The 15624-nt window shown below is 60.6% G+C and carries 16 protein-coding genes and 2 pseudogenes; 11 read left to right on the forward strand and 7 right to left on the reverse strand.

The window, feature by feature from the left end:
* Positions 1–6: 6 nt before the first annotated feature.
* Positions 7–1500 (reverse strand): pyridoxal phosphate-dependent decarboxylase family protein, encoded by a 1494-nt coding sequence (locus WMQ00_RS00205; RefSeq protein WP_200288269.1) that lies wholly within the window; start codon positions 1498–1500, stop codon positions 7–9.
* Between the two features lie 405 nt (positions 1501–1905).
* On the opposite strand from WMQ00_RS00205, the pseudogene WMQ00_RS00210 reads away from it, so the two are divergent.
* Both WMQ00_RS00210 and WMQ00_RS00215 read left to right on the forward strand, forming a co-directional pair.
* Positions 1906–2318 (forward strand): annotated as a pseudogene (locus tag WMQ00_RS00210) (3-hydroxyacyl-CoA dehydrogenase NAD-binding domain-containing protein); the annotation flags it as partial.
* Positions 2319–2426: 108 nt separating this feature from the next.
* A complete protein-coding gene (locus WMQ00_RS00215) occupies positions 2427–2888 on the forward strand; it encodes a 3-hydroxyacyl-CoA dehydrogenase family protein (protein WP_316349567.1) in 462 nt (153 codons plus the stop codon).
* On the opposite strand, the gene WMQ00_RS00220 is transcribed toward WMQ00_RS00215, so the two are convergent.
* The 4 genes and pseudogenes from WMQ00_RS00220 to WMQ00_RS00235 all read right to left on the reverse strand — a co-directional run bounded on the left by WMQ00_RS00220 (position 2785) and on the right by WMQ00_RS00235 (position 6768).
* Positions 2785–3327: a hypothetical protein gene (locus WMQ00_RS00220; protein ID WP_023020577.1), complete on the reverse strand. Its 543-nt coding sequence runs from the start codon at positions 3325–3327 to the stop codon at positions 2785–2787. The genes WMQ00_RS00215 and WMQ00_RS00220 overlap by 104 nt on opposite strands.
* Positions 3324–4154 (reverse strand): formate dehydrogenase accessory sulfurtransferase FdhD, encoded by an 831-nt coding sequence (gene fdhD / locus WMQ00_RS00225; RefSeq protein ID WP_023020578.1) that lies wholly within the window; start codon positions 4152–4154, stop codon positions 3324–3326. Before fdhD ends, WMQ00_RS00220 begins: the two co-directional genes overlap by 4 nt.
* Complete coding sequence (locus WMQ00_RS00230; RefSeq protein ID WP_200288268.1) at positions 4154–4399, reverse strand: DUF6457 domain-containing protein; 246 nt, start codon at positions 4397–4399, stop codon at positions 4154–4156. Before WMQ00_RS00230 ends, fdhD begins: the two co-directional genes overlap by 1 nt.
* A 77-nt stretch (positions 4400–4476) precedes the next feature.
* A pseudogene (locus WMQ00_RS00235) lies at positions 4477–6768 on the reverse strand (FdhF/YdeP family oxidoreductase).
* 306 nt (positions 6769–7074) lie between these two features.
* On the opposite strand from WMQ00_RS00235, the gene rpsH reads away from it, so the two are divergent.
* The 7 genes from rpsH (at position 7075) to WMQ00_RS00270 (ending at position 10446) form a co-directional block, all read left to right on the forward strand.
* Positions 7075–7458, forward strand: a complete 384-nt coding sequence (rpsH, locus tag WMQ00_RS00240) for a 30S ribosomal protein S8 (RefSeq protein WP_005322799.1) — start codon at positions 7075–7077, stop codon at positions 7456–7458.
* A 15-nt stretch (positions 7459–7473) separates the two neighbouring features.
* A complete protein-coding gene (gene rplF / locus WMQ00_RS00245) occupies positions 7474–8010 on the forward strand; it encodes a 50S ribosomal protein L6 (protein ID WP_023020585.1) in 537 nt (178 codons plus the stop codon).
* A gap of 3 nt (positions 8011–8013) precedes the next feature.
* Positions 8014–8415, forward strand: a complete 402-nt coding sequence (gene rplR, locus WMQ00_RS00250) for a 50S ribosomal protein L18 (RefSeq protein ID WP_005322788.1) — start codon at positions 8014–8016, stop codon at positions 8413–8415.
* Positions 8416–8455: 40 nt separating this feature from the next.
* Positions 8456–9079, forward strand: coding sequence for a 30S ribosomal protein S5 (gene rpsE / locus WMQ00_RS00255; protein ID WP_023020586.1), 624 nt, complete (start codon positions 8456–8458; stop codon positions 9077–9079).
* A gap of 3 nt (positions 9080–9082) precedes the next feature.
* Positions 9083–9268, forward strand: a complete 186-nt coding sequence (gene rpmD / locus WMQ00_RS00260) for a 50S ribosomal protein L30 (RefSeq protein ID WP_023020587.1) — start codon at positions 9083–9085, stop codon at positions 9266–9268.
* Between the two features lie 3 nt (positions 9269–9271).
* Positions 9272–9718, forward strand: coding sequence for a 50S ribosomal protein L15 (gene rplO / locus WMQ00_RS00265; RefSeq protein WP_005322777.1), 447 nt, complete (start codon positions 9272–9274; stop codon positions 9716–9718).
* Positions 9719–9957: 239 nt separating this feature from the next.
* On the forward strand, positions 9958–10446 hold the full coding sequence (locus WMQ00_RS00270) for a hypothetical protein (RefSeq protein ID WP_023020588.1): 489 nt from the start codon (positions 9958–9960) through the stop codon (positions 10444–10446).
* A gap of 109 nt (positions 10447–10555) precedes the next feature.
* Here WMQ00_RS00270 and WMQ00_RS00275 read toward each other — a convergent pair whose 3' ends face one another.
* Positions 10556–12058 (reverse strand): FAD-binding oxidoreductase, encoded by a 1503-nt coding sequence (locus WMQ00_RS00275; protein ID WP_248100334.1) that lies wholly within the window; start codon positions 12056–12058, stop codon positions 10556–10558.
* 11 nt (positions 12059–12069) lie between these two features.
* Positions 12070–13377, reverse strand: coding sequence for a class I SAM-dependent methyltransferase (locus WMQ00_RS00280; RefSeq protein WP_248100332.1), 1308 nt, complete (start codon positions 13375–13377; stop codon positions 12070–12072).
* 376 nt (positions 13378–13753) lie between these two features.
* On the opposite strand from WMQ00_RS00280, the gene secY reads away from it, so the two are divergent.
* Both secY and WMQ00_RS00290 read left to right on the forward strand, forming a co-directional pair.
* A complete protein-coding gene (gene secY / locus WMQ00_RS00285) occupies positions 13754–15079 on the forward strand; it encodes a preprotein translocase subunit SecY (RefSeq protein WP_049360584.1) in 1326 nt (441 codons plus the stop codon).
* Positions 15079–15624 carry an adenylate kinase gene (locus WMQ00_RS00290; protein ID WP_023020592.1) on the forward strand — a complete coding sequence of 182 codons (546 nt, stop codon included), beginning with the start codon at positions 15079–15081 and terminating at the stop codon, positions 15622–15624. The genes secY and WMQ00_RS00290 overlap by 1 nt, the downstream gene beginning before the upstream one ends.

The raw sequence follows: 15624 nt of genomic DNA on the forward strand, positions 1-15624 counted from the left end.
CGTGGTCTAGCGCGCGGGTTGTACCGCGAGAGCGCTGGGGCTCGGTTGAGCGTTGGCTTGGTCGACGGCGTCCATCTCGCGTTCGATGAGCCCGAGGATCGCGTCGATATCTGTGCCACGCAGCTGCGGATCGAGAATGGTGAACTTCCAGCACGGCGCGCCCTCGAAGGTGGTGGTCGCGACAATCACGTCGCCCCGCTCGAGCAAGCGCTGGCGGACGATGTGGACGAGGCTGGCGGGGGCATCGGCAGGCGTAAACAGCACTGTGGAAAGCTCCGGTGTGGCGCGCAGTGCAAAGCGTGGATGGGCGTCGACGCGCCGGGCGGCATCGCGGGCCGCGGCGCAGCAGGCGTCGAAGGCCTCCCCGAGGGCGTCGGCGCCGTGGGTGCGCAGCGTCATCCAGAGCTTGAGCGCGTCGAAGCGACGCGTGGTTTGGAGCGAGAAGTCTGCGAGATTGTGGTCGGTGGCGTCTTCGGGGTTGAGGTAGTCCGCGTGCCACGACACGAGGGCGCAGTCGGCGGGATCGCGCAAGAGAATCGCGCTGCAGGCCACCGGCTGGAAGTAGCCCTTGTGGAAGTCGACGGTGACGCTATCGGCCGCGTCCATGCCGCGCAAACGGTGCCGTTGCGTGGGTGAGAGCAGCAGGATGCCTCCGTACGCGGCGTCGACATGCAAGTGCACCCCTGCGTGGCGGCAGACCTTGGCGATGCTCTCTAGCGGATCGATGGTGCCGCGGTCGGTTGCCCCAGCGGTGGCCACGACGGCCATCGGCGTGTAGCCGTCCGCCACGTCGGCCGCGATGCGCCGGGCGAGATCAGCTGCGTCGAGTCGGTGTTCGGCATCCGATTCGATAGTGATGACGGCGGTGTCCGCGAGCCCAAGGAGGTGGGCGGCGCGCAACACGGAGTAGTGGGCGTGGCTGCTGGTGTAGAGGCGCAACTGGGAAAGTCCCTGCACGCCTTGAGCGCCCAGCGCCTTTTCGCGCGCAATGTAGAGCGCCTGCAGATTGGATTGCGTACCACCGGACGTAAAGACCCCGCGGGTGCGGGAATGCGGGTCTTCCGGCCAGCGCAGCTTGCGCGCGAAGAACTCGAGGAGGTGGCCTTCGATTGCGGCGGCGCTCGAGGCCTGATCCCAGCTTTCGACCGCGGTGTTAACTGTGGTGGCGAGCAGATCCGCGCCCACGGCGGTGGCGGTGATCGGACAGTTGAGGTGGGCGATGTAGCGCGGGTGGTGGTACCACACGGCGTGGTCGAGCCAGAGTTCGCAAAGCTCAGCCAACGCGGCGTCGAATGTACCAATTGGGTGCTCGAGGTCAACGCGTGTGACGGCCGCTGCTGTCTCATGGGCGTTGCGACCGGAGCGTGGCGCGTCGCCCTCGGCGAGATACTGCGTGAGGGTGTGCTGGCTGTGGTGGATGATTGTGTTTAATGCAGTCGGATCGGCTCTTACGAAGGAATCGACGAAAGGGGCCGGTCTCTCGTGACGAATTTTGTGCATGTTAGGATACCCTAACATAGAGTAGGCTACGGTAAAATTATTTAATGGAAAGTGGTGCCGCGCGCGGGCACGCTGCGGTGATCCGTGGTCACGGCGGGATGTATTTGCTGCACCGGCTCGGGGAAGGGTGCGAAAGCACTGGTCTGATGCGCAGTGCGCGGGGTCGACGGCTGAGGTCTCGGGCATAGCAGGAGCGGCACAGGGGCGAGTAGAAGGAATGGGCGTGCGGTGCATTTCTACGGGTTGGTTGCGGGCGCAGGACGTGGCGAGGGTGGGATGTGGAAAAGCGTCTTTCACTTCGGACAAGGCCGAGGCGGGATAAATCAATTCTTGTAGACCTTTTGTGTGGCGGTGGCCATACAACAAACCGTGTGGCCGCGAGCCAGAAGGCCCAGGCTAAAAAACATGAAGACAGCATTGCTTGTAGGTGGCGGCCTGATCGGTTTCTCGTTTGCCCAGCGCTTCGTCGACGCGGGGTGGCAGGTGCGCATGACAGACGTGCGCGCAGAACTCGCGGACGCGGTGGCGCAGGAGTTCGGGGACAAGGTTCGGTTCTAAACAAACCTGGAGGATCTCACGGACAGCGTCGATTTCGTCCAGGAAGCAGGGCTGGAGTCGCTGGAGTTCAAGCACAAGATCTTCGCACGGCTGGCGGGACTTACCGATGCCGCCATCCTCGCCAGCTCGACCTCAGCCATCCTTCCTTCCAAGAGCGCGGCAGACAATCCCGCAGCCGAGCGGATCGTCATCGGTCACCCGTTCACCCGCCGGCACTCATGCCGGTTCTCGAAGTCGTGCCGGGACCGGAGACCGCGCCGGAGACGGTCGAACGCGCGCTGGAGGTCTACCGAGAGCTCGGCTTCGAGCCCAGCGCGATGAAGAAGGAAATCCCCGGATTCGTGGGCAACCGCATTCAAAAGGTCGACATGTGGGAGGCGATTTCACTCGTGCAACAGGGGGTCATTGACGCGAAGGACCTCGACACGATTTTGCGCAACTCGCTGGGGCTGCGCTACGCGGCCACAGGCCCGTTCGAGTCCAACCGTTTGGGCGGCGGCCCCGAGGGCATCAAGTCGACTATCGAACATATCGCGGGAGCCTGGGAGACCGAGCCTGTCGCCGGAGTGCCCGACATGTCGCATCTCGACGAGGTGTACGCGCAAGTCGATGTCCCTACGACAACTACGCCGAGACCTTCGAGTCCGGCACCCGCCGCCGCAATGCGCTGCTGCGCGGCTTCCTCGACGTGCGCGCTGCACACTAGCGCTTACTCGGCGCGCGGAGTTATTCGGGGCGCAGGATGCGCTGGGCGACCTCGACATCAGGGTTCGCCGCGCGCAGGGCGTCGAGGATGTCATCTGCCGCCAGGCGCAGATCGTCGTCCGTGAGCGGATCCAAGGCCTCGAGGATATAGAGCACGCTGGTGGTCTCCGGCGTGGGCTGGACTCGGTGCTCGGGCCGGAAGCGCCGCGCGGCACTACCCGCGGCATCGCGCACCGTAGCGGTGCCTACCTCGATGCGCACTAGGCCCGCGAAGCCATCGAGGGCGAACGCCGTGACAGGCAGCTCGAAACGGCGGGCGACGGCGTTGCCGAGGGCAACTACGGGGGCATCGGAAGGCTGGGCGCCCAGATCAAAAAGCGCGGGATCGAGCCCGGCGTTCTGCCACGCCGTGCGCCACGCGGCGACATGGGGCTGGAATGCTGACGGGGCGGCGGGGGTTTCGGCAACCGGGGAAGTGACGTTGCGTGCGGCGATGAGCAGCGCGCGGTAGTCGGGGCGCGGGGTGTCCAGCTCGACGTTGACAAGGAAATCGATAAGGCTCATTTCAGGTCTCCCGAGTAAAGGTTGAAGCGGTCGCCGCGTGCGAAACCGACGAGTGCCATGCCGGTTTTGCGGGCAGTGTCGACGGCGAGCGAGGAGGCTGCCGATACCGCCACGAGCTGGCAGAAGCCCGCCATCGCAGCCTTCTGCACGAGCTCGAAGCTGGCGCGCGAGCTCATCACGAGGATGAGATCGCTGGCCGGAAGCAAGCCCTCCATGAGCAGGTGGCCGATGACCTTGTCCGCGGCGTTGTGGCGGCCGACGTCTTCTCGGATGACGATGGGCTCGCCACCCAGCGTGAAGGCGCCAGCGGCGTGGATGCCGCCGGTCTTGCGGAACTGCTTCTGGCCCTCGCGCAGCCTATCCGGCAGCTGGGCGATAACGAGCGGGTCGACCGGCACGTGGGGGATGGGGTAACGGGTCTTCTTGGCTAGCTCCTCGATGGACGAGGTACCGCACACGCCGCACGCGGAGTTGGTGAGTGTTAGGCGCAGCTCTTTGAGCGAGATGACGTTGTCGTCGCGCATCTCAATGTCGAGGAGGTTGTAGGTGTTGACACCGTCGCGGGTGGTGCCCTCGCAGTACTTGGCGGACTCGATGTCGCGGGCGGCCTGGATGTGGCCCTCGGAATGGAGGAATCCATGGGCGAGCTCAACGTCGTGGCCCGGGGTGCGCATGGTCGTGGTGAGAGTCTGGCCATCGACGCGGATTTCGAGCGGCTCCTCGCCAGCGACGGTATCGGCGCGGGTATCGACCTGGGTGACCTGCGTGCGCTCCTCGTTGAGGCGGACCTTGGTGACCGCGAACTTGGAGGTGGTGCGGCCCGCCACTACTGCACGGCTTCCTTGAGCTTGGCGATGTTGGCGCGGGCTTCCTCGACGTCTTTGCTGGCCAGACCGACCACGAAGGCGGTGAGCGGGGCGGCCGGGCGGGAGCGATAGTGCGCGACGTCCTTGGTGAGATCGAGCAGCTCGCGCACCAGCGCCGTGGCGTCGTGCGGATCGAGATCCAGCGTCGTTGCGACCTCTTCAAGCCACTCGTGCGCGGTCTGGATGGGGTCTTTGTCTTCAGTCATGAACTCAACTGTAGTCGCGGCCCTGCCTACAACCGCGAAAGTCCCGCTCGCGACGGGACTAACGGGGGTGCGGCGACTTAGAAGTCGTTCGCGTTCTTGCCGGTCGGTTCCAGACGGACAATGAGGGACTTGGAAACGGGAGTCTCGGAGTCCTTAGTCATCTCTTCCACAGGCACGAGGATGTTGAGCTCAGGGAAGTAGCCGCCCACGTAATCCTTGGCGATGTCGTACTCGACCAGGCGGAAGTTCGGCGCGACGCGGCGGCCCGAGGCGTACTCGGAGACAACGTCGACGATGTCGCCGTCCTTGAGCCCGCGCTCGGCCAGGTCCTTCTTGCGGATGAAGATGACACGGCGTCCACCGCGCACACCGCGGTAGCGGTCAACCAGGCCATAGGAGATGGTGTTGTACTGGTCGTGGCTGCGCACCGTGGTCAGCAGCAGCTGGTCGCCCTCAAGCTCGATGGTGTCGGTGGCATTGATGGTCAGCTGGGCCTTGCCGTCCGAGGTGTTGAAGATGCGTTCGCGGGCCGCGTGCGGGAGCATGAAGCCGCTGGGGCGTTTGAGGTGCTCGTTGTAGTTCTCAAAACCAGGGATGACGTTCGCGATGTGATCACGGATGACATCGTAGTTGTCCATCATCGGGCGCTAGAAGGCGTCGCCGAATGCACGCTCGCCGATGCCGCAGATGATCTGCATTTGGGAGTGGAGATTCAGGTCGCGGTTTCCGCGGCGCTTCGGGAAGGACGCGGAAACCTTGGAGTCCGATGCCTCGACAGAGACCTTCTGCGGGCCCGAGGCCTGAATGTCGACATCGGTGCGGGAGCGCACCGGCAAGATAAGCGACTTCTCACCCAGCCACGCACACGTGCGGTTGAGCTTGGTGAGCATGTGGGCCGACTGCTAGGTGGCAGAAATGCCGTCTTCAAGCGCCGTCGTGTCCGACATCGCGCGGATGTAGTTTCCGCCCAGTGACAGGAAGAAATCGACGTTCTTTTCGCGCAGCTGGATACCCGCGCCAGTGGAAGAAACGCCGTGCTCGCGCGGAACGTCGAAGCCAAATTTTTCTTCCATGTTGGCCAGGAACCACTCCGGCATCTTCTACGAGATGCCCATCGTGCGGTCACCCTGGACATTGGAGTGGCCACTGAACGGGCCGGAGCCCGCGCCGGGCTTGCCGTAGTTGCCGGTGAGCAGTAGGAAGTTCATCATTTCCTGGATGGTGGCCACCGCGTTGCGGTGCTGGGACACGCCCAGCGTCCACGCGAGAACAACCGTCTCGGACTTCTCCACGTAGTCGACGATGTTCTTGACCTCGGCCTGGGAGACTCCGGATCCGCGGGAAAGGGCGGCATCGTCAAGCGAATTAAGGTGCGCGATGGTCTCGTCGACGTTGGAACAGAACTCCTCCAAGAACTTGCGGTCGAGCAAGTCGCGGCGAATGACCTCGCGGTTGATCTGCTGGAACAGCGCGCGGTCGCCGTCGAGGCGAACCTGGACGTACTCGTCGCTAATCTTGTCGGCCACGCCGAGGGCGCCCTTGACGGACTGCGGCTCCTTGAACTTCATTAAACCAGTCTCCGGCATGGGATTGATAATGATGAACCTGCCGCCGTTTTCCTTCTGCTTCTTAAAGGCGGTCAGCGAGCGCGGGTGGTTGATACCCGGGTTCTGGCCCACGGAGATGATGTGTTCCGTGTTGTATATGTCTTGCATGACGATGGAGCCCTTGCCCACGCCCACGGTCTTGGCGAGCGCGACACCCGTGGAGTCGTGACAGAGGTTCGCGCAGTCCGGCAGGTTATTGGAGCCGTGGCGGCGGCCCAGCACACCGAAGATGAAGGCGGACTCGTTGACGGCCGTGCCGGAGGTATAGAAGATGGCGCGGTTCGGGTCCGTGGCCTTGAGCTGCTCCGCGATGAGGTCGTAGGCCTCGTCCCAGGAGACGGGGTGGTACTTCTCGTCGCCGAGCGAGCGGTCGCAGAGCATGGGCTCGGTGAGACGGCCGAGCTGGTTGAGCTCCTAGTCCGGCATCTCGCGCACCTGCCGGACGGTGGTGTTGGCGAAGAACTCGCGGGACACGCGCTTGGACGTGGTCTCCTGGGCGATGGCCTTGGCGCCGTTCTCACAGAACTCGACGAAGTTGATGTCGCCCTGCCCCGGCTCCGGCCAGGCGCAGCCGGGGCAGTCAACGCCTCCATGCTGGTTCATTTTCAGCAGCGGCACGAGGCCGTGGTTCGGGATTGCCTTCTCCATCGCGTGGTATACGCCGCCCACGCCTGCAGGCGCGGTGACGCGGTGGCCGATGCGTGGGTTGTCGAAGCGGTTAGCGACGGGATTGGCACGAGAAACTGTAACGTTTGGGGTCATGCCGGCAAGCTTGCCGATAAGCAGGGAGAATTTTGGAAAAGGCCAGGTCGACGTGTAATGTAAATGCTCGGACTCGTGCCCGCACGCTGTTTATGCAGCTCACATGGGGATGAGTACCCGCAATTCAAGAAGTTCATTTCAACTTTGTTGTAGGCCCCTCGCCGTAGATAGCGGACCGTTGTCTGAATCAAAGGGTGGCGAGCGCCTCACGGTACTGACCGTGGGGAGCGTGAGTAGCCCGAAATCACACGGAGAACGCTTTGGTGAGCACGGGAACCGCAACGAGAAAGGTACACGGTCACTCATATGACTATGACTGATCCTATTGCCGACATGCTGTCGCGTGTGCGCAACGCAAGTAATGCGCACCATGACACCGTGTCGATGCCTACCTCCAAGCTGAAGGCAAATATTGCCGACATCTTGAAGCAGGAAGGCTACATCGCTGACTACACCGTCGAGGGCCACACCCTGTCCCTCGAGCTGAAGTACAACAACCGCGAGCGCTCCCTGTCTGGCCTGCGTCGCGTGTCTAAGCCGGGTCTGCGTGTGTACGCAAAGTCCACCGAACTGCCACAGGTCTTGGGCGGCCTGGGCGTGGCTATTATTTCCACGTCCCACGGCGTGCTGACTGACCGTCAGGCTGAGGAGAAGGGCGTAGGCGGAGAAGTTCTCGCCTACGTCTGGTAAAGGGAGGTTTGACACATGTCTCGAGTCGGTCTAGCACCAATCGCCGTGCCAAACGGCGTCGAAATCAAGATCAACGGCCAAGACGTTGAGGTGAAGGGCCCAAAGGGTACCCAGAGCGTTAACGTTCCAGAGCCAATCGCCATCAACCTGGAAGACGGCGTACTGTCCGTCTCCCGCCCTGATGACCACCGCAAGCACCGTGCTCTGCACGGTCTGTCCCGCTCCCTGCTGAACAACGCCGTTATCGGCGTGACCGAGGGCTACACCATCAAGATGGAAATCTTCGGTGTCGGCTACCGTGTCCAGCAGAAGGGCAAGGACCTGGAATTCAGCCTGGGCTACTCCCACCCGATCCTCATCGAGGCTCCGGAGGGAATTACCTTCGCAGTGGACGGCGCAACCAAGCTGTCCATTACCGGTATTGACAAGCAACTAGTCGGACAGATCGCCGCTAATATCCGTCGTCTGCGTAAGGACGATCCTTATAAGGGCAAGGGTATTCGCTACGAAGGCGAGCAGATCCGTCGCAAGGTCGGAAAGACGGGTAAGTAAGCAATGGCAAACACTGAAAACACCAAGCGCACTCCAGTCGGCAAGGACATCTCCTCCCGTCGTCGCGAAGCACGCGCACGCCGTCACTTCCGTATCCGTAAGACCCTGCGCGGCACCCCTGAGGCACCGCGCCTGGTTCTTCACCGCTCCTCACGTCACATGCACGTCCAGGTCATCGATGACCTGGCAGGCCACACCCTGGTCTCCGCATCCTCCATGGAGGCGGACGTTCGTGCACTCGAGGGCGATAAGAAGGCCAAGGCTGCCAAGGTAGGCGAGCTGGTTGCCGAGCGCGCAAAGGCCGCTGGCATCGAGCACGTCGTATTTGACCGCGCAGGCTACAAGTACCACGGCCGCGTCGCTGCGCTGGCTGACGCCGCACGTGAAGGTGGTCTGAAGTTCTAATGATCATCGTCAACGGAAACATCAACGGAAGGAACGCCTAATGTCGGACCGTGAACAGCGTGACGGCGGACGCTCCGCCGAGAACAACAAGAACAACCGCGGTGGCAACGGCCGCCGCAACGATCGTCGTAACCACCAGGACAACGAGCGCGATAAGTACATCGAGCGCGTTGTGACCATCAACCGCGTCTCCAAGACCGTTAAGGGTGGCCGCAACATGTCCTTCACCGCTCTCGTCGTCGTTGGTGACGGCCAGGGTCAGGTTGGCGTTGGCTACGGCAAGGCCAAGGAAGTCCCGGCCGCAATCCAGAAGGGTGCTGAAGAGGCTCGCAAGAACTTCTTCCGCGTTCCGATGATTGCCGGCACCATCACCCACCCGGTTGAGGGTCGCGACGCAGCTGGCATCGTTATGATGAAGCCTGCCGCACCTGGTACCGGTGTTATCGCCGGTGGTGCTGCTCGTCCAGTGCTTGAATGCGCTGGCGTGCAGGACATCCTGTCGAAGTCCCTGGGCTCCGACAATGCACTCAACGTCGTCCGCGCTACCGTGGACGGCCTCAAGCAGCTGGTCCGCCCTGAAGAGGTTGCCGCACGTCGTGGCAAGTCCATCGAAGAGGTCACCCCGGCCCGTATGCTGCGCAAGCGCGCAGGTCAGGAGGCATAAGCAATGGCTCTGAAGATTACACAGGTAAAGGGCCTGGTGGGCACCAAGCCGAACCACCGCAAGAACATTGAGGCCCTCGGCCTCAAGCGCATCGGTCAGTCCGTAGTTAAGCAGGACACCCCGATCGTTCGCGGTATGGTTCACAAGGTTCGCCACCTGGTCACCGTCGAAGAAGTGGCAGGGGAGTAAACCATGGCTGATATCATCAAGCTGCACGACCTGCGCCCAACCGCAGGAGCAAATAAGCCTAAGACCCGCGTTGGCCGCGGTGAGGCATCCAAGGGTAAGACCGCTGGTCGCGGTACCAAGGGCACCGGTGCTCGTAAGCAGGTTTCCGCTGCTTTCGAGGGTGGCCAGATGCCGATCCACATGCGTCTGCCTAAGTTGAAGGGCTTCAAGAACCCGAACCATGTTGAGTACCAGGTAGTCAACGTTGCTGACCTGGCTGAGAAGTTCGCAGATGGCGGCGACATCACCGTTGCTGACATCGCAGCTGCTGGCCTGGTCCGCGCTAATAAGCCGGTCAAGGTTCTGGGCAACGGCGACATCAACGTTAAGTTGAACGTCACCGCTGACAAGTTCTCCAAGTCTGCTGTTGAGAAGATCGAGGCTGCTGGCGGATCCGCCAACACCAAGTAATCTCTTTCAAGTAGATTTTCGTCCCCCTCTCCGCACCAGCGGAGCAGGGGGACGATTTCGTTTGGTAAGCGCCCTGGTGCCGGTATAGAGCGCAGTACCTTGGTTATGGACACAATTGGTGCTGGAAATAGCTGACAGGAAACCTTTATTAATAAATAAGGTTGCCGGTATGGCGATATATATTCATGAGTGTTAAAGTCAATCTTAGTTGAAAATCATCTACCGTTAAGGAGACTCTTATGTCGTCTATTTCTTCGCTGCTCGCAACCGCAGTCGCTGCCATCATGCCATTTGCCGGCTCTACCGGCCCAGTCGACGCCCAGGAACAGCTCTCCCAGCCGGATCCTGCTGAGACCACTCAGACCGCGCCTGCCGAAGTTGGCGAGCAGAACGCTCAGGACCAGCAGCCCGGCGCTCACGCTGAGAAGGGCCGTATCACCGGTGACAAGGAAGACGTCATCAACGGTGACGCAGAGGGTGCCGAAGAGGTCGATCCAGGGTTCAACGGTGGCAACCTGCAGAGCGGTAAGCTGGCCGTGCAGCGTGAGCTGGCCCTAGCTACCCAGGAGGCCGGCCACGAGTTCATGAACATCGAGTTTAAGGATGACCACTCTGCTCACCTGACCTTCCCGGAGACCTATAACCCGGAGAAGGATGAGGCAGCTGTGCAGCGCGTCATGGACGCCCTGAAGATCAACGGCTACGACAACATCACCGCGGCCTACTAAAGCGCGAGTGTCCCAAGACTTCGGGACGAAAAAAGAGGGTGGAACGCTCGGGGAGGGCGTTCCACCCTTTATGCTTTTCCAACCAGGGTAGGCGCGGGGGAGGGAAGGCCTAGGCCTCGTCTACGGTTTTTTCGTACAGGCCAGGGAAGCGGTCATCCGGATCGGTAACCGCTTTGATGGTGGCGGGAAGGTTGCCACCGTAGAGTTCTTCGAATTTTTCCCGGGAATAGAAGGCTTCAGAGTAAAGGGACTTGTGTCCGCCAAGCTCGTTGACCTTGGATTCAATGACGCGGTTGAAAGCGCCATTATTCGGGGCGGAAGGGTCGACGTGGTCGCCTTCTACGCCGGACCAAAAGCCAACATTGACCCAGGTCTGCCCGGGGCGAAGCGGGTAGAGCGGCCAGGGGTCGCTCGAGTTAGAGGCGAGGTCGCCGGTGCCTACTAGCTCTTCCACGCCATCGCGAAGTCGGATTGGACAGAGCCACACCGGCTGGATATCGGAAGCATTAAAGAACCAATGGAGGAATTCCGGCAGGTTTTCTGGAGTGACCTCGATATCTTGGACCACGCGTTCAGCACGTGGCTTGCCGTGGGGCTTTTTGATGAAGTTATATTCCAGCTCGTATTTGCGGTCGAGCCGGACCAATTTCCAATAAAAAGAACTGCGGCGCAATTCGCGCGGCCACACCTTGCGCACCTTCGGGTTCTGCGCGCCAAAGGCGCGCGAGCACCAGAACCAGTCGGTATCCCAGCGCCAGATATAGTCGCGGATGGTCAGGCGGTCGCGCCGAATGTCAGAGGCGTGCTGGAGGCTGCGGTAGTAAATCTTGTCCCGCGTGTAATCGGAGGTTGGGCCCTCCTCGTCGGTAAAGCGGGCGAAGACGAGGTAGGCCTCGTCCTCGGAGAAGACCACGCCGTCGAGGCCATGGACGGGCTCGCCGCGGTGCGTGTGGGAAGAGGCGACGTCGGCAAGCACGCGGCTCGCCTCCTCCACGGTGTGGAAACGCTCCTCGCGCAATTCCACATAGGCGGGCACGGGCTCTAACTCGATCTTCAGGCGCACCGCATAGCCCAGCGAGCCATAGGAGTTGGGGAAGAGACGGAAGAGATCCACATTCTGCTCGCGGGAGCAGGTAAGGATCTCACCCGTGCCGGTAAGCACGTCCATCTCGAGGACGGACTCGTGCGGCAAGCCATTGCGAAAGCTCGTGGATTCCACGCCCATGCCAGTAACCGCACCGCCCAAAGTAATGGTCTTAAGCTGCGGTACGACGAAGGGCATGAGGCCATGGGGAAGGGTGGCATCGACGAGGTCCTCATAGGTGCACATACCTTGCACATCGGCCGTGCGAGCAACCGGATCGACCTCGATGACGCTGCCCAGGCCGGATACGTCTAGGCCCTCTTGCTCCTCGCTACGGCTGCGGAAAAGATTAGAAGTTTTCTTGGCTAGGCGCACGCGCTTTCCGGCCGGTACGGCACGGAAGCTGGCGAGCAGCTTGTCGACGCCCTCCTGGTGCGCCGCCCACCCCACCGGCTCAATGGGCATGGCATCTACCGGGCGTGGTTGAGCGGAGGCAACGCGTTCGCGCAGATTATCAATGAGAGTCATAGCAAGCCTCCTTAAAAGCGGCTATCTTCCCACCACCGGCGCTCGGGCACGCCGGCGCGGGAGCCGGCCTCGCCCAGCTTGACGCCGAGGAAGTGGTACAGGTTGATGATATTGCGCTCAAATCCCCACTCTGAACCGGCCATATAAATGCCGTAGAGGCGGGCAGTAGGCAGTCCCACGGTGGCGCAGGCCTCGTCCCAATTTTCCTTCAAGTTCTCGCACCAATCATGCAGCGTACGCATGTAGTCAAAGCGCAGTGACTCGGTGTGGATGACCTCAAAGCCGTTGTCCTGCATGGCCTTGGTGACGTTGCCGGAACCGGTGAGCTCGCCGTCGGGGAAGATATAGCGGTCAATGAAGCCGCCCTTGGGCGTCTTGTGGTTATCCGGGTAGGTGATGTTGTGGTTGAGCATCAGGCCGCCCACCTTCAACTTGCCATGGAGGAACTTGAAGAAGTCATCGTAATTCTTTACACCGATGTGCTCGATAATTCCGATGGCGGAGATAGCATCGAAGCCCTCTTCGGTGATATCGCGGTAGTCCATGAAGCGTACTTCCGCTAAGTCTTGGAGGCCTTCCTCCTCAATCTTGCGCTGGCCCCACTCTGCCTGTTCCTTGGATAGGGTGACGCCAATGGACTTCACGCCGCGGCGCGCTGCGTAGCGCACCATGCCGCCCCAGCCACAGCCCACGTCCAAGTGGCGGTCGCCCTCCTGGAGGCGCAGCTTGTCAAAGATGAGGCGGTACTTATTCTCCTGCGCTTCCTCCAAAGTGGCGTCTGGGGAAGGGTAGTAGGCGCAGGTATAGGTCATCGAATCGCCCAAGAAGAGCTCATAAAAGTCATTGCCCACGTCGTAGTGATCAGAAATGACATCAGCATCGCGCTGCTTCGAGTGCTTGGATAGGCCGTCGTGTAGCTTGCGGCGCAGCCACGAGGCTCGCTCTACCTCTGGTACCGGCTGGATTTGGAAGGCACCCATGGACGCTAGGGAACGGACAACACGTGCCAGCGTTTTTGCATCCGGCTTGTGGAATTTGTCGTACATGGCATGTAGGGCGTCGAAGATGCCATAGGGGTGGGCTGGGTGATCGCCGTGTACCGTGATGCCGTCGGTGACATAGGCGCGGGCGAATCCCACATCGCCGGGATGGGTGGCTATAAAAGACAAGCCTTCAAGGCTGTTAATAGTCACCTTGTACTGGGCATCCTCCGGTCCGGTCGCGGATCCGTCGAAGGCTTCCCAGCGGAAGGGATTGGGGCTAGGGACAAATACGTCGATGATCTCAGCTACGGTCATCGGCGTGAATTTCTTTTTCATAAGTACTTCTTTCGAAAATAGTTGGTTCACACCAATAACGGCCTCGTGGCTCATGGGGCTGTGAGGTCGGAGACTTTACTAGGGGATTGCATGTGTGCAATACCCCCTCATGGTAAACCCCGTAGGCAAAACGTGCGAAAGAACAAGCAATGATGGTCACACTATTGGGTATTAATGTGGCTATGGGGGACAAGGCTGGTAGGGTTGTGGGGTCATAAGTGTTCAACCGTCCCTGAAAGAAGCCTAAAATTCCCCTTAGCTGTCCAGCTTGAGGGGTGCGGTTTCCTAGGGGCAGATGAGTTTCCACCTCCGTGTATGAGCGCGAAACCCTCCCTAGATTTCGCGTTCGGCAGCGGTAGGCCAGGAGGATTTTGTAGTGTCCGCCATTATCCAGGCTTTTAAGGATGCCGACCTACGTAAGAAGATCATTTTCACCATCGTGATGGTCATTGCGTACCGCGTCGGCGCACAGATTCCGTCCCCGGGTGTTGACTATGCGTCAATTGCTGGCCGCTTGCGCCAGCTGACCGAGCAGTCCGGAGACCTTTACTCCGTCATTAACCTCTTCTCGGGTGGCGCGTTGCTGCAGCTGTCGATCTTCGCCATCGGCATCATGCCGTACATTACGGCCTCGATTATCGTGCAGCTGTTGACCGTGGTCATTCCCCGCTTCGAGGAATTGAAGAAGGAAGGCCAGTCCGGTCAGGCCAAGATGACCCAGTACACTCGCTACCTGACCTTGGCGTTGGCGTTGCTACAATCCTCCGGCATCGTCGCACTGGCAGACCGCGAGCAGCTGCTGGGCCAGGGCGTGCAGGTCTTGGCAGAAGACCGTAACTTCTTTACCCTCATCGTCCTGGTAATCACCATGACGTCGGGCGCCGTGCTGGTGATGTGGATGGGCGAGCTCATCACCGAAAAGGGCATCGGTAACGGTATGTCCCTGCTCATCTTCGCTGGTATCGCAACCCGCCTTCCAACCGATGGTGTAAGCATCCTGCAGAACAATGGTGGACTCGTCTTCGCCATGGTCGTTGCTGGCTTGGTTGTCCTCGTTGTGGGCATCACCTTCATCGAACAGGGCCAGCGCCGCATTCCGGTCCAGTACGCCAAGCGCATGGTTGGCCGCCGTCAGTACGGTGGTTCCTCTACCTACCTGCCGCTGAAGGTCAACCAGGCCGGCGTTATTCCGGTCATCTTTGCCTCCTCCCTTATCTACATGCCGGTGCTCATTACCCAGATCGTGAACTCTGGCTCCGCCGGTACCCCCGATAACTGGTGGCAGCGCAATGTCATCGCACACCTGCAGGCGCCATCGTCCTGGCAGTACATCGTGCTGTACTTCGTGCTGACTATCTTCTTCGCTTATTTCTACGTTTCGGTTCAGTACGATCCGGCAGAGCAGGCGGATAATATGAAGAAGTATGGTGGCTTCATTCCGGGTATCCGCCCGGGCCGTCCGACCGCGGAGTACCTTGGTTATGTGATGAACCGTCTGCTGTGCGTGGGCGCCCTGTACTTGGCAGTTATCGCCATTTTGCCGAATATCCTCTTGGATCTCGGTGTGGGCCGCGCTTCTGCCAGCGGTACCTCCGCCTTTGGCGGTACGGCCATCCTGATTATGGTCTCTGTCGCTTTGACTACGGTCAAGCAGATCGAGTCCCAGCTACTGCAATCCAACTACGAAGGACTACTTAAGTAATGCGTCTTGTACTTCTAGGACCTCCCGGTGCCGGCAAGGGCACCCAGGCAGCTATCCTCAGCGAGAAGCTAAACGTTCCGCATATCTCCACCGGCGATCTCTTCCGCGCCAATATTGGCGAAGGCACTCCGCTGGGTGTGGAAGCAAAGTCTTATATCGATGCAGGCAAGCTGGTACCTACCGACGTCACCGCTCGTATGGTCGAGGATCGCCTCAACCAGGACGATGCCAAGAATGGCTTCCTGCTGGACGGCTTCCCTCGTACTACCGAGCAAGCAGACATCCTGGAAGAGCTGCTGTCCAAGAAGGGCGAGAAGCTCGACGGCGTGCTCAACTTCGAGGTATCTGAGGACGTAGTTGTCGAGCGCATGATGGCTCGCGGCCGCGCCGACGATAACGAGGAGACCATTCGCACCCGTCTCGGTGTATACCGTGAGGAGACCTTCCCGCTCATTGAGCACTACGGCGATGCCATTATCCCCATCAAGGCCGAAGGCACCGTGGAGGAGATCAACGCCCGTGCGATGGAAGCACTGGGTAAGTAA

It is taken from the genome of Corynebacterium sp. KPL2825, from assembly GCF_037908445.1.
GTDB lineage: Bacteria > Actinomycetota > Actinomycetes > Mycobacteriales > Mycobacteriaceae > Corynebacterium > Corynebacterium kefirresidentii.